At 41.3% G+C, this 13,028-nt stretch carries 14 protein-coding genes and 1 pseudogene; 11 read left to right on the top strand and 4 right to left on the bottom strand.

What is annotated here, in order from left to right:
- From ABC374_RS20505 to ABC374_RS20495, 3 genes are all read left to right on the top strand, one after another.
- Nucleotides 1-1,203 carry a M20 family metallopeptidase gene (locus tag ABC374_RS20505; RefSeq protein ID WP_413019596.1) on the top strand — a complete coding sequence of 401 codons (1,203 nt, stop codon included), beginning with the start codon at nucleotides 1-3 and terminating at the stop codon, nucleotides 1,201-1,203.
- A 207-nt stretch (nucleotides 1,204-1,410) separates the two neighbouring features.
- On the top strand, nucleotides 1,411-1,554 hold the full coding sequence (locus tag ABC374_RS20500; protein ID WP_413019595.1) for a Fur-regulated basic protein FbpA: 144 nt from the start codon (nucleotides 1,411-1,413) through the stop codon (nucleotides 1,552-1,554).
- Between the two features lie 90 nt (nucleotides 1,555-1,644).
- A complete protein-coding gene (locus tag ABC374_RS20495) occupies nucleotides 1,645-1,839 on the top strand; it encodes a Fur-regulated basic protein FbpA (RefSeq protein WP_413019594.1) in 195 nt (64 codons plus the stop codon).
- A gap of 14 nt (nucleotides 1,840-1,853) precedes the next feature.
- Here the strand turns inward: ABC374_RS20495 and ABC374_RS20490 are convergent, their stop codons facing one another.
- Together ABC374_RS20490 and ABC374_RS20485 are read right to left on the bottom strand one after the other, a co-directional pair.
- Entirely contained in the window at nucleotides 1,854-2,447 is a 594-nt protein-coding gene (locus ABC374_RS20490) for a dienelactone hydrolase family protein (protein WP_413019593.1), read from the bottom strand.
- 116 nt (nucleotides 2,448-2,563) lie between these two features.
- Nucleotides 2,564-2,959, bottom strand: a complete 396-nt coding sequence (locus ABC374_RS20485) for an SRPBCC family protein (protein WP_413019592.1) — start codon at nucleotides 2,957-2,959, stop codon at nucleotides 2,564-2,566.
- A gap of 184 nt (nucleotides 2,960-3,143) precedes the next feature.
- Between ABC374_RS20485 and ABC374_RS20480 the strand changes: the two genes are divergently transcribed.
- From ABC374_RS20480 to ABC374_RS20470, 3 genes are all read left to right on the top strand, one after another.
- Entirely contained in the window at nucleotides 3,144-3,758 is a 615-nt protein-coding gene (locus ABC374_RS20480; protein WP_413019591.1) for an undecaprenyl-diphosphatase, read from the top strand.
- Between the two features lie 113 nt (nucleotides 3,759-3,871).
- Nucleotides 3,872-4,297, top strand: a complete 426-nt coding sequence (fabZ, locus tag ABC374_RS20475) for a 3-hydroxyacyl-ACP dehydratase FabZ (protein WP_096340058.1) — start codon at nucleotides 3,872-3,874, stop codon at nucleotides 4,295-4,297.
- Complete coding sequence (locus ABC374_RS20470; RefSeq protein WP_413019590.1) at nucleotides 4,297-4,719, top strand: NUDIX hydrolase; 423 nt, start codon at nucleotides 4,297-4,299, stop codon at nucleotides 4,717-4,719. The genes fabZ and ABC374_RS20470 overlap by 1 nt, the downstream gene beginning before the upstream one ends.
- A 60-nt stretch (nucleotides 4,720-4,779) precedes the next feature.
- Here ABC374_RS20470 and ABC374_RS20465 read toward each other — a convergent pair whose 3' ends face one another.
- A complete protein-coding gene (locus ABC374_RS20465) occupies nucleotides 4,780-5,361 on the bottom strand; it encodes an LOG family protein (RefSeq protein WP_413019589.1) in 582 nt (193 codons plus the stop codon).
- Nucleotides 5,362-5,458: 97 nt separating this feature from the next.
- Here ABC374_RS20465 and ABC374_RS20460 point away from each other — a divergent pair.
- The 5 genes and pseudogenes from ABC374_RS20460 (at nucleotide 5,459) to ABC374_RS20440 (ending at nucleotide 11,278) form a co-directional block, all read left to right on the top strand.
- A pseudogene (locus ABC374_RS20460) lies at nucleotides 5,459-5,780 on the top strand (MazG nucleotide pyrophosphohydrolase domain-containing protein).
- Between the two features lie 285 nt (nucleotides 5,781-6,065).
- Nucleotides 6,066-6,641 carry a TetR/AcrR family transcriptional regulator gene (locus ABC374_RS20455; protein ID WP_413019588.1) on the top strand — a complete coding sequence of 192 codons (576 nt, stop codon included), beginning with the start codon at nucleotides 6,066-6,068 and terminating at the stop codon, nucleotides 6,639-6,641.
- A 72-nt stretch (nucleotides 6,642-6,713) separates the two neighbouring features.
- The gene (locus ABC374_RS20450; protein ID WP_413019587.1) at nucleotides 6,714-9,881 is read left to right on the top strand and encodes a bifunctional cytochrome P450/NADPH--P450 reductase; all 3,168 of its coding nucleotides are present in this window, start codon (nucleotides 6,714-6,716) and stop codon (nucleotides 9,879-9,881) included.
- A 615-nt stretch (nucleotides 9,882-10,496) separates the two neighbouring features.
- Entirely contained in the window at nucleotides 10,497-10,802 is a 306-nt protein-coding gene (locus tag ABC374_RS20445; RefSeq protein ID WP_413019586.1) for a hypothetical protein, read from the top strand.
- 26 nt (nucleotides 10,803-10,828) lie between these two features.
- A complete protein-coding gene (locus ABC374_RS20440; protein ID WP_413019585.1) occupies nucleotides 10,829-11,278 on the top strand; it encodes an NUDIX hydrolase in 450 nt (149 codons plus the stop codon).
- 65 nt (nucleotides 11,279-11,343) lie between these two features.
- On the opposite strand, the gene ABC374_RS20435 is transcribed toward ABC374_RS20440, so the two are convergent.
- A complete protein-coding gene (locus ABC374_RS20435; protein WP_413019584.1) occupies nucleotides 11,344-12,741 on the bottom strand; it encodes an NCS1 family transporter in 1,398 nt (465 codons plus the stop codon).
- Nucleotides 12,742-13,028 lie beyond the last annotated feature (287 nt).

The following is a 13,028-nucleotide window of genomic DNA, read 5'->3' as shown; positions in this document are numbered from 1 at the left end:
ATGGCGAGAGAATTAGTGCAGAAGCAGCATCGGCAGATCATTGAAGATCATATCTACCTTCATTCCAAATTATATATCGAAACGAGTCAAGCCATTCATGCCAAGCCCGAAATTGGGAATCAAGAGTTCTTCGCTTCGGATACATTAACAGGAATACTTCGAAATGAAGGATTTGAAGTGACCCGCAATATAGCCGGACATGAAACAGGATTCATCGCCAAAAAAACCTCTTCAAAGAAAGGTCCAACAATTGCCTTTTTAGCCGAGTATGATGCATTGCCGGGATTAGGTCATGCTTGCGGCCATAATATCATCGGCACAACGAGTGTTGCAGCAGGCATTTCCTTGGCTCAAGTGCTGGAGGAAACGGGCGGAGAGGTGATTGTTTTCGGAACACCGGCAGAAGAGGGCGGGCCGAATGGAAGCGCAAAAGGCAGCTTTGTGAAGCACGGTCTATTTGATGGGGTGGATGCGGCCATCCTTATCCATCCAGGCGGGCAAACGCGTGTCACAAGTCCGTTTTTGGCAGTCGACCCCCTTGATTTTCATTTTTACGGGAAGTCAGCACATGCAGCAGCAGCACCTGAAGAAGGCGTGAATGCACTTGACGCGGTGATTCAGCTGTTCAATGGCATTAATGCTTTGCGCCAGCAGCTCCCAGCCGAGGTCAAAATCCACGGAATCATCACCAATGGCGGGGAAGCGCCTAACATCATTCCTGAATATGCTTCCGCCAGGTTTTACATTAGAGCAACAACATGGAAACTTTGCCAAGAAGTATCCAATAAAATACGTGCTGTTGCCGAAGGGGCAGCACTTGCCACAGGAAGCACGGTTAAAGTTGAACGTTTCCAAAATGAAGTGCTCGATTTTATCATTAATCCAGTTCTGGATGAACTGTTAAAAGAAGAGCTCGCTCAATTAGGGGAAGCTGTGGCTCCTCGAAAAGAGAGTGGCTTTGGCTCGACGGATGCAGGTAATGTAAGCCATGTAGTGCCGACAGCACATCCTTATATAAAAATTGGACATGATGGGCTGATTGCCCATACGAATGAATTCCGCGACTGTGCCAAATCTCCTGTTGGAGACAAAGCCATCCTGACCGGGGCAAAAGCTCTTGCACTTACAGGTTATAAATTGTTTACGGATAAAGACCTGTTGGATAAAGTGAAAGCAGCATTTTATGAAGCGAAGCAAAAATAAATAAGATGCAGGAAAAAAATTGTTGACTGCGGATCTCATAGTGAGTATTATAAAAATAACAATACCGAGTAATTGAATAGGAATTATAGGTTAATTGACCGGAAAACCGGAGACTTTTCTTTCATGTAAAGAGGTGTCTCCGGTTTTTTTGTGAATGGGCAAGTCGAAAGATTCTCTTTCAATACATCCTAAAAAGGGGGATTTATCATGGGGATATTATTACGTAAAGCGATTGAGAAAAAAAGAAACTTTCTAATCAACAAGTTGATTAACAAGGGAGTTTATAAAAAGAATGACATCCATCTTTTTGAATTAACCTTAACCGATTTAGAGAATGAATATATAAAATAACTAAAATCGATGAGAAGGAATCCGATGATCATTCCCCCTGTCTGAGGATACATCATTCCATATAATGTCAGAATAAAAGGAGAGGGTGAAATGAAGAAGGGTGTGGAAGAAAGGCGGAAGGCATTGATCTATAAACTTATGATCCATACTGTAAATAAGAGTGTGGAACAGCTAATGAAGTTAACCTTAAAAGAATTGGAAATAGAATATAAAAAGGTTCAAAATGACTGTCACCCACATAGTAATTCGGGTTCGATACAATGGATCAATGCAAAACGGCATTAGGTTGAATGGTAACCTCAATGTTGCATAAAAAATTTCATCATTTTGCTAACGGCTGCTTGTGCTGATTCTGCATGATATTTTGAATTGTAAGTGTCACTGAATCCATGTTTTCCGCTGAATTTATGAACCTCGACATTCGTTCTTTCTAAAGTTGAAATTAACTCGTCTACATTAAATGATGGCTCTTCTAGTGGGAAAAATAGCAGTACAGGACATTGTGGTGCTAATTCTGCATAATTCCTAATACGTGAACCGTAGTAACCAACTATTCCATCGACACACTCTTCCTCACTGCACAGCCAAGCTACAGTTGCCCCTGCACTGAATCCAAGGATGAAAATCTTTTGGTATTCATTTTTTATATTCGATAATATATCCTTTATCTTATGTAAGGCGCCCTTGAAACCTACGTTCTCCATAAAATGTCGATAAGCAGCATCCTCTTGGGAATAATCAAAAGGCGTCTCACGTTCTAACAAATTCGGACAAATCACATCAAAACCCTGTTTTGATAATGACTCACAAAAACCCTGCATATGTTGGTTCAGTCCATAAATTTCGTGAATGACAATGATGACAGAATCGGACTTTTTCTGTATGTCCAGCATTTTTTACCTCCTTATGTGAATTTCTTCTATTATAAATACGGCCGTCTCCAGAAGGGGGACAGCAACGATTTTTTAATAAACATGGAAATGAACTAGGTTCTCTTTCAAATGAATGATTAGGTATAGGGAAGTTCTTTTCCTTCTAAACATGCTTTTAAGTTAGCCAAACTAAGTTCATATCCGTCCATATTAATGGATACTCTAGTGCCTTCGGATTCTGGGTATATTTCAAAAGTGAAAACGAGTTTATCAGAATCCGAGGAATAAGAAAACCTTTCGCAAGGGATTATCTCTTGGATTGTAAAACTCATTGGGATGCTTTCATTATCTTTAAGATTGTTATGTGCACTAGGCATTAATACGAAGATTGCCTTCTCTCCAACCTGGAGTTTAGGAATATTCCATTTTGAACCCGGGGCATACCATTTTGAGATGATTTCATCATTCGTAATCGCATTCCAAACCGTTTCTTGGTTTTCATGAATTAGAACTGAGTTCCTATCATTATTCATTTTACTTATCTCCTTATTTTTTCTTGGATTATATAGAAAGTTTAGGAAATATACAAGACCCCACTAAGCGTATTTAACCGAGTGACAATATTGTAAGATGGCAGCTTAAACTGTTAGGAAGAACGATGGCGATTTATTTCCTTTCTCTTTAATATGTAAGAAAAAGAGGAAGGTTGGGTATGAAATGGACTTTTTTGAGTTGAATACCAATGTATTCAGAATGATCAATGACTTAGGGAAACAGTACGATTATTTAAACCCTTCTGCCATTTTCATTGCCGAGTACATGGTATTTTTATTAGCTTTGGCAGTCATCGTAATATGGTTCACTCGAAATGAACAGAGTAGGATGATGGTTGTTTGTGGGATGATTACGTTTGTAATAGCTGAAATGATGGGGAAAATGGCAGGGAGATTGCATTCGAATAATCAGCCATTTGCCGAATTGGCCAATGTTAATAAGTTAATTGAAAAAGGAGTGGATAATTCATTTCCAAGCGACCATACCATCTTGTTTTTCTCGTTTTGTGTATCTTTTTGGCTTTTCAAAAGAGGATGGTGGCTGTTGTGGATTATGCTGGCTTTCCTTGTTGGTATTTCCCGTATTTGGGTAGGTGTCCACTTTCCGGCAGATGTGCTGGCAGGAGCAATACTGAGCACCATTTCAGGATTGGCGGTTTACCTTATTGTTCCTAATATAAGCGTGATTCATAAATTATTAGGGGGATATGAGAGGTATGAAGAAATGGTTCTATCCCCGTTAACTAAATCGAAGGAAAAAAAATCAAAGGATTTGTAAGCGAAAACAGGGTTGCTCAGGCAGCCTTTTTTTCATAAATACAAAAATATCCATATGATGATGCGGATGGTAAAATTAAGTGAAAGCAATCCATCGCAATGGGGGGATTAATATTGATTGATATCCAAGAAATCAAAGACATTATCAGGCATCGCTATCCATTTCTTTTAGTTGATAGAGTTTTGGAACTGGAAGAAGGAAAGAGGGCGGTGGCCATTAAAAACGTCACGGCAAATGAAGAGTTTTTTACTGGTCACTTTCCCGATTACCCAGTGATGCCAGGTGTGTTGATCGTGGAGGCATTAGCACAGGTAAGTGCTGTTGTCATGCTTACAAAAGAAGAAAATAAAGGAAGGATCGGGCTTTTGGCTGGGATCGATGGATGTCGTTTTAAAAGGCAAGTAAAACCAGGGGACCAATTACGTTTAGAAGTGGAGATTACTCGCTTGAAAGGTCCTATCGGTAAAGGAACAGGAAGGGCTACTGTCGAGGGGGAAACTGTATGCGAGACAGAGCTCATTTTTGCTTTTGGTGATTGATGGTGATACCGATAAAAAAAGCTTACGGGTATGTGACAAGAATCAATAATGGAGAAACACAGGTATTGGTTTTTCAACATCCCATTATGGAAGCCGGTATACAGATACCCAAGGGAACAGTGAAGCCTCAAGAAGATGCTTACCAAGCAGTGATTAGGGAAATGAAAGAAGAAACAGGTCTGGAAAATTTTCATGTGGAGAAATTACTAACAGAAGATTTTTGGGAGAACGTCTATGGTGCCATACATAATAGATATTTTTATCAAATAAGGGTATCGAATGTTCCTGATGAATGGGACCATCAGTCGACGGGTGGAGAAGATGAAGTGGGGCTGACATTTCATTTCTTCTGGATTTCATCCGAACATGAAGTGCAGCTTATCAAAGGGCATGGAGATTATTTAAACCAGATCTTTACCTAACCAGCAGTTTATCAAAACGGCCAAGATCATTATTGATCTTGGCCGGCTGTTTTTTAATGATCAGGTTTGTTTCTCGGTAATGAAAGTTTTTACGGTTGGCGGTTCATATGTATTGAATTGATCAAGAAGTCCATTTGGTTCAACATCCACCAGCGCCATGGAACGGAATTTTTCATGAAGGAACTGTTCGTCGGACATATGATTGAATAAAGCGACCAAAGGATCATAATAGTGATTGATATTTAAGAGTCCGCAAGGTTTTTGATGAAGACCAAGCTGAGCCCAAGTGAAAATCTCAAAGAATTCTTCCAATGTTCCTGGCCCGCCTGGCAAGGCCATGAACCCATCTGCAAGCTCAGCCATTTTTGCTTTTCTTTCATGCATGGATTCCACGACGATCAGCTCGGTTAAGTTCTTATGTGCTATTTCCTTTTTTTCTAGAAAATCTGGCATTACGCCAATTACATTTCCGCCTGCTTCCAAGACGGAATCTGCAACTGCACCCATGATTCCTACACTTGAGCCTCCATAAACAAGGGTAATCTTACGTTTTGCCAGTTCCGTCCCCAGTTTTTTAGCCTCTTCTACATAGACAGCAGATGCACCTTTGCTTGATCCACAAAATACAGCTAGACTTTTCAAAATATCACATCTCCCATTTAGTAATCTTCCTTTCTTATCATACAAAATTAAAGGGGATTTGTTAAACTTGAATGATAAAAAAGAAGGGTGGATGGATATGAACGTCACTGAATTTCAACAATGGGTAAAAGATTATTATGAAGCACGGGGATGGTCAGAATTGGACATCTTCATTCGCATTGGCTTTTTGGCAGAAGAAACTGGCGAGGTTGCACGAGCCATTCGTTCCCTTGAGATTGGCAGGGGATAGACCTGATGAAGTTATTGGTTCGTTTGAAGAGAACATTCAGGAGCTAACCGAAGAGTTGGGAGATGTGTTAGGAAACTTGATTGTGATTGCGAACAAGTACAATATCCCCTTGGAAGAAGTGTTCAATGCCCATAAAAAGAAACTATCTGAACGTTATAATCAAGCATGAGTTTCTTCTCATTTAATAGACGAATAAGAAGTTTGCATACTTAATTTCAGTAAACCAGTGGAAGAGCTGTGACTATCAGCTCTTTTTCTTATGGGGCGAATGATAGCAAGTCATACCATTTAATTCCTTAAAAAGAAATACTTTCAGCCTTTTATCCCCCACCGTTAAAAAATAATTCACAAAATATGGGTAATATGCGCGATTGAGATTGGATTTTATTGGGTTTACACTTGCATTAAAGGAATGAACATTCATTCCGCACCTTGATTAAAAGGGGGGATCATTATGATCACGGGAGCAAATAAACGAGACAGTATAGTAACCAGCGCTTTAGAGCTTTTTGCAGAACGGGGGTATGATGCGACGACGATTCCGATGATTGCTGCATCGGCAGGAGTTGGAGCGGGTACCATTTATCGTTATTTCGAGAATAAGGAAGTGCTGGGCAACAAGATCTTTCAAGAGTACTTGGATATTTTCACTGAAACGGTCAAGAATGGATTTCCTCATGATGATTCAATTCGCAATCAGTTTCATCATATTTTTAAATCGATGGTTCACTTTACAACTGAGCAGGACCAAGCTCTTTATTTTATTAAAATACATAGTGGAGCCCATTTTTTAAATGAAGATAGTCATGCTAGCTTTCAAGGGCTATTGAATATATTTAAAAATTTCTTTGATTCAGGAAAAGAGAAAAAAGAAATTAAGGAGCTTCCTTCTTCAGCTTTGATTGCCATCATTTACGGAGCTTTTCTTGAGCTTGAGCGACTTGTTCGCATCGGGGAGTTAGAACCTGACCCAAAACTTTTGGCAGATGTGGAAGAAAGCTTTTGGGATGCAGTGCGATTGCACGCTTGAGATACTTTTAACATTTAAACGGAATGAACGTTCATTCCGCATTCTGAACTATTGTAAAGAGGTGCTAATAAAATGGAAAACACAACTCAGTTTCCACAGCCAAAGACATATGGCCCCCTTGGCAGCCTGCCTATCATTGATAAGGATAAGCCGCTTCAGTCTTTCATGAAGCTGGCACGAGAACTTGGGCCGATTTTTCAGTTTCAATTTCCGGGTCGAATCACTACATTCGTATCCAGTGCTACCCTCGCTAAAGAAATATGTGATGAAAAAAGATTTGATAAGAAGGTCGGTCCAGCCTTGCAGAAAGTGAGGGCGTTTGGCGGCGACGGTCTTTTCACAAGTGAAACGAAGGAACCGAATTGGAAAAAGGCCCATAACATCTTGCTGCCCAGCTTTAGCCAGCAGGCAATGAAGGGCTATCATGCTAAAATGGTGGATCTTGCTACCCAACTCATTCAAAAATGGGCTCGCCTGAATCCGGCTGATGAGATAGATGTTCCTGAAGATATGACACGATTGACATTGGATACGATTGGACTATGCGGGTTCAATTACCGCTTTAACAGTTTTTATCGGGAGACCACCCATCCTTTTGTCAACAGTATGGTGCGTACGTTGGATGAAGCGATGAGCCAAACGCAGCGACTTGGCATCCAAGATAAACTGATGATCAAATCCAAAAAACAATTCAGGGAAGACATTCAATATATGTTCTCTCTAGTGGATGAATTGATTGCTGACCGAAAACAAAATGGTGATCACGGAGAAGATGACCTTCTTTCCCATATGTTGAAAGGGGTCGATCCTGAAACGGGCGCATCACTGGATGATGAAAATATTCGTTTCCAAATCATTACCTTTTTAATAGCTGGACATGAAACGACGAGCGGTCTCCTATCGTTCGCCATCTATTTCCTCATGAATAACAGAGACAAGTTAAAAAAAGCGCAGCAGGAAGTCGATGAAGTGCTGGGTGATGATGTTCCTGATTACAAACAAGTGAAAAAGCTGAAATATGTCCGGATGGTGCTGAATGAAACGCTTCGTCTGTGGCCGACAGCTCCGGCGTTTTCCGTTTATGCGAAAGAAGATACCATGCTGGATGGAAAATACAATGTGAAGAAAGATGATGTGTTCTCGCTGCTTATTCCCGAGCTTCACCGTGATCCATCCGTTTGGGGTGATGACGTTGAATCGTTCACTCCAGAGCGGTTCGAGGATTTGGAGTCCATCCCTTATCATGCGTATAAACCATTTGGAAACGGGCAGCGCGCCTGTATCGGACAGCAGTTTGCGCTTCATGAAGCGACACTGGTGCTTGGCATGGTTTTACAGCACTTTGACTTGATCGATCATGAAGAATATCAATTGGATGTTAAAGAAACATTGACTCTTAAACCGGACGGATTGACCATGCGCATTTCACCGAGGAAGCCGGCGATGTCGTTTACCGTTGCTTCTTCAGAACCAAAGTCTCCGGAAAAAGGAGCCGCGGTATCTCCAATCGAATCAGTACATGGAACACCATTACTCGTCCTGTTTGGATCAAACATGGGAACAGCGGAAGGGATTGCTCGGGACCTTGCCGAAACAGGGAAGCGGCAAGGCTTCCATGCCGAGGTTGCCCCTTTGAATGATTACACCGATCGGCTTCCCCAAGAAGGAGCTGTTCTCATAGTCTCGGCATCTTATAATGGAAATCCCCCTGATAATGCAGGTGACTTCGTTTCATGGCTGAAGGAAAGCCATGATGGCTCATTGGATAGTGTTCACTATGCGATTTTCGGCTGTGGGGACCGCAATTGGGCCAATACGTACCAACGCATTCCAATTTTCATTGATGAGCGGCTGGAACAAAAAGGAGCAGTGCGGCTGTCAGAAACAGGCTATGGGGATGCAAGCGATGACTTTGAAGGGGATTACGAGAAATGGTCAGAAGCCCTTTGGCCGAAACTTGCCGAAACCCTGAACATTAAAGTGAATAAGAATGATCGGGTAGTCAGCTCGATTACGATGAACTTCGTAAGTGATGTGAGCGGCACACCGCTTGCCCGCACCCATCATGCGTTTACATCCATTGTAAAAAGGAATACTGAATTACAACATGAAGATAGCGGAAGAAGTACACGGCATATAGAATTAACGCTGCCAGAGGAAATACATTATCAGGAAGGCGATCATCTCGGGGTGCTTCCGCAAAATCCAGCGGAACTTGTCGAGCGAGTGCTCAGTCGATTTAACCTAAACGGCCAAGATTACGTGAATCTGACTGGGGATTCCGGAAAAGCTGCCCATCTTCCTACAGGAAAACCGGTAAAACTGGAAGAGTTACTATCAAACCATGTGGAGTTCCAAGAACCCGCCACCCGGACTCAAATACGGGCGCTTGCCACTCATACGGTATGTCCTCCACATGTAAAAGAACTTGAAGATCTTCTTTTGGACAATACCTATAAACAAGAAATCCTGAACAAGCGCATAACCATGCTTGTCCTAATCGAAAAGTATCTTGCATGTGAAATCCCGTTTGAACGTTTCCTGGCTCTACTGCCACCTTTAAAAGCAAGATACTACTCCATCTCAAGCTCACCACTCCACAACGAAGGAGAAGCAAGCATCACCGTGAGCGTCGTCCGTGGAGAAGCTTTGAGCGGCAACGGGGAATACAAAGGAATTGCATCGAATTATTTGGCAGAACGCTCCCTAGGAGACAAAATAGCCTGCTTTATCAATACGCCGCAATCCAACTTCCAGCTTCCAAAGCAAACAGAAAAACCAATCATCATGATCGGCCCTGGAACAGGCATTGCACCATTCAGGGGATTCATACAATCACGTCGCGCTTTAAAAGAAAAAGGTGAAACGCTAGGGGCGGCCCACCTCTACTTTGGATGCCGTAATCCGGAACACGATTACCTCTATCAAGAAGAACTCGTCCAAGCCGAACAAGAGGGACTTGTAACACTGCACACCGCTTACTCCAGGTGTCCCGGTCAAGAAAAAACATATGTCCAGGACCGATTAGCGGAAAACGCAAATGACATCCTTCCTTTATTAAAAGAAGGAGGACACCTATACATCTGCGGAGACGGAAGCAAAATGGCGCCAGATGTTGAACGAACCTTAATTGACAGCTATATGCATGTCTATCAAACACAGAGAGAAGAAGCCACAGAATGGCTGCAATCATTAGAGGAGAATGGCAAATATGCGAAAGATGTTTGGGCAGGAGCATAAATAGGAGGAGCAGCGATCCTTAAGGGAATCGCTGCTTTTTTTATGAAAATATGAATTCACGAGTAAATAGTGCAAATTCGCGAGTAAAGTGCGAATTCACGAGTAAATAGCTTAAACTCACGAGTAAAGTGCGAATTCACGAGTAAATAGTGCGAATTCGCGAGTAAAACAGCAAAACTCACGAGTAAATAATGCTAATTCGCGAGTAAATAGCTTAAACTCACGAGCAAAGTTCGAACTCACGAGTAAATAATGCTAATTCGCGAGTAAATAGCTTAAACTCACGAGTAAAGTGCGAATTCACGAGTAAATAGTGCGAATTCACGAGTAAAACAGAGCAAAATACGAGTAAATAGTGCAAATTAACGTGTATATCGCTCAAACTTTCGAATATATCGCTCAAATTCACGAGTTTATCGCCCAAACTCTCGTATATATCAATCAAACTCACAAATATATCGCCCAAACTCACGAGTGAAGTAATTATTTTGCGCTAATAGAAGAATTGGAACTAATGGGTAGTGCGCTCATACATTGACGAGAGTGTTTACGGATACTGTATTCATTGTTAAAATTTGAGAGTGTGTTAATAATTTATTGCTGGAGGCAGATGATTTGAGATTAGCCAATGTTTTAATAGTGGGCAGTTTTGTTTTAGCGACAGTATTAGGGATATATGGTCAGGATCTTTCCTATTATATGGACCGAACTATAGTGGAGATATCGCCTATATATTACTTGACCGGATTAACAGGGTTAAGTATTTTTCTATATTTAGCTGCACTCTCATTGACATTCCTATTTTATAAAAAACAAAAAATCCAAAAAGATAAATTCGGGATTTATCTAGCTGTAATTTGTATGATTGGTACAGCGACCTCTCTATGGTCCACATTCGTCACAGCCATGTGGTGGGGTTAATTAACGATAAAGGGGTCACTTAATAAGTGTTTAAGTATACAGTCTGTTTTGTAAAGAAGAATAATGAACTTCTCATGCTTAATCGGGAGAAAGCTCCGATTATGGGTGTTTGGAACGGGGTGGGGGGCAAAATCGAGAAAGGTGAAACACCTGATATTGGTGCACGGCGTGAGGTATTTGAGGAAACGGGGATAGAGGTAGAGACCTTTTTTTCTAAAGGAACGGTAACCTGGGAGACTCCAGAAGGTGAATTGGATGGAATATATGTATATTTGTATATGGCTGATGAGGATTTACTATATGAAACACCGAAAAAAACGCGGGAAGGAATTCTTGATTGGAAATCCATTGATTGGATATTTCATCCACTTAATCTCGGAATTGCTGAGATGGTCGCACAGTACTTGCCGGTATTAATGAAAAAAGAAGGAAACTATACATTCACTTACAAAAATGGTCAAATGTATAATTCCTGAAATCAACCTTACTTAAAAAAGGGATACTGCCATCTTGAGTAGTATCCCCTTCAATAAGTTAAAACTCATTTCTCGAATATCGTCCCCTTTTTGAAACTAGAATCCTTAAAGGCGAACTTCATCAGAATAATATAGGCAATGCCCGCCACAACAACGCCGATGATCCAGGCCAGCTCGACTTTTATAAAGGCAGCGCCGGCGCCGATAAGCATGGCGAGCAGCGCGCATGGATTATATCCTGCAAATGGCCCATCCTCTTTGTATAAATCGGCAACATTCATTTTTTGCTTTCTTAATATATAATATTCGACTAATAAAATCGAAACGATCGGACCCAAAAATGCGGAATAAATCAGAATGAACAAACCGAGGCCCTTCGCCGAAGAATCCTGTACAAGCACCCAAGGGAATGAGCAAAAGGCAAGAATTCCGGTTATGATCACGGCAACCTTATATTTCAACTTTGTAAGCAAAGTAATGACATATGTTGGCGGAATGATATTGGCAACCATATTTACCGCAATTGCACCTATGACGATAAATGCTGAAACGCCTACAGTGATATAAGGATTATCCACCACAATTGCAAACGCCTTAACTGGATTGGAAATGCCGGTAGCGGAAGCAAGCATTACTCCGATTGTCAGTACGAAGCCGTATGCTAGTAAAATGGGCGAAAAGTACAAAAAACCTCGTTTTGCATCACTGATGCCAGACTTAAGCTCTCTTGAATAGTCTCCTGCGCTTAAAAAGATAGCTGCATAATTTCCTAAAAACATCATGATGAAAGCAAAGAACGGCAAGCCCCATGAGCCTTCAGCGTGTACCCACTTTTCCGCGATGACCTCGCTATGTGAAGTAAGAAGAATACCGAATACATAGACTAGCGCTAGCATGATAACAACGGAAGTAAGCATTTCCACCCATTTGATTGCATGGAAGCCATATAGCGAAAGCGCAATTTGTACCAATTGAATTGCGACAAAGCAAATGACGGCATTATCAAAAGCACCACCCGTAATGACTTTCACGATTTCATTTAAAGCGGTACCGCCGATCCAACTTTGAAAACCGTACCAGATGATGGCCGGAATTCCGCGCAAAAGTGATGATATGATGGAGCCTTTCATCCCGAAGGACATTCTGAGCTGAACAACATAGGGGATACCCGTCCTGTATCCAATCCTATCATTTAAAGCGAAAATCACGGAAATGATAGCGATGGCAATGGCAGCTGCAGCAAATGTCTGAATGATATTCAACGTTGCGGTTCCCGCTACGACCAAGCTGGCCCCAAGTGTCATATTCCCTAAATTGACGCCGTCTCCAATCCACATGAATGTATAGGATATCGGGCCAACCGTCCTATCTTCTTTTGATCTCGGCTTCAGAGATTCATCCAAATCCGCAGCATGGTGGAACTCCGCCTCTTCTAAAGCATGACTTTCTAGATATGTAGACAATTTACACTCAACTCCTATTCATAGTGTTATATGATATGACTATTGATGTGACAAAAACTAACATGAGGAAAGTATACAGGTTTCGTATTTAGGAATCATTAGAAGAAGTGTGAAATTTCAGATATTATTTTGTGCTTTTTAACTAAATGAATTCAAATGAACTCTTGTAATTAACTGGCAGGGGGTATATGTGTCCTGCTGTCTCGTGATTTGTTTGCAGTAAGTAGGGTTACTGCGGCATCCTTTTTTCGGGAAAAACAGGGCAGGATAGCTAATATTAAAACTTG

This window comes from Peribacillus phoenicis, from assembly GCF_047238085.1.
GTDB lineage: Bacteria > Bacillota > Bacilli > Bacillales > DSM-1321 > Peribacillus.
Note: the sequence above shows the minus strand (reverse complement) of the source record. Positions and strands in the feature narration are given on the sequence as shown.

What these genes read in the sequence shown, in the direction of transcription:
- ABC374_RS20470 (WP_413019590.1), top strand. Translation starts at nt 4,297, where the DNA reads ATGGTGATACCGATAAAAAAAGCTTACGGGTATGTGACAAGAATCAAT.
- ABC374_RS20480 (WP_413019591.1), top strand. Translation starts at nt 3,144, where the DNA reads ATGGACTTTTTTGAGTTGAATACCAATGTATTCAGAATGATCAATGAC.
- ABC374_RS20450 (WP_413019587.1), top strand. Translation starts at nt 6,714, where the DNA reads ATGGAAAACACAACTCAGTTTCCACAGCCAAAGACATATGGCCCCCTT.
- ABC374_RS20500 (WP_413019595.1), top strand. Translation starts at nt 1,411, where the DNA reads ATGGGGATATTATTACGTAAAGCGATTGAGAAAAAAAGAAACTTTCTA.
- ABC374_RS20490 (WP_413019593.1), bottom strand. Translation starts at nt 2,447, where the DNA reads ATGCTGGACATACAGAAAAAGTCCGATTCTGTCATCATTGTCATTCAC.
- ABC374_RS20505 (WP_413019596.1), top strand. Translation starts at nt 1, where the DNA reads ATGGCGAGAGAATTAGTGCAGAAGCAGCATCGGCAGATCATTGAAGAT.
- ABC374_RS20485 (WP_413019592.1), bottom strand. Translation starts at nt 2,959, where the DNA reads ATGAATAATGATAGGAACTCAGTTCTAATTCATGAAAACCAAGAAACG.
- ABC374_RS20495 (WP_413019594.1), top strand. Translation starts at nt 1,645, where the DNA reads ATGAAGAAGGGTGTGGAAGAAAGGCGGAAGGCATTGATCTATAAACTT.
- ABC374_RS20455 (WP_413019588.1), top strand. Translation starts at nt 6,066, where the DNA reads ATGATCACGGGAGCAAATAAACGAGACAGTATAGTAACCAGCGCTTTA.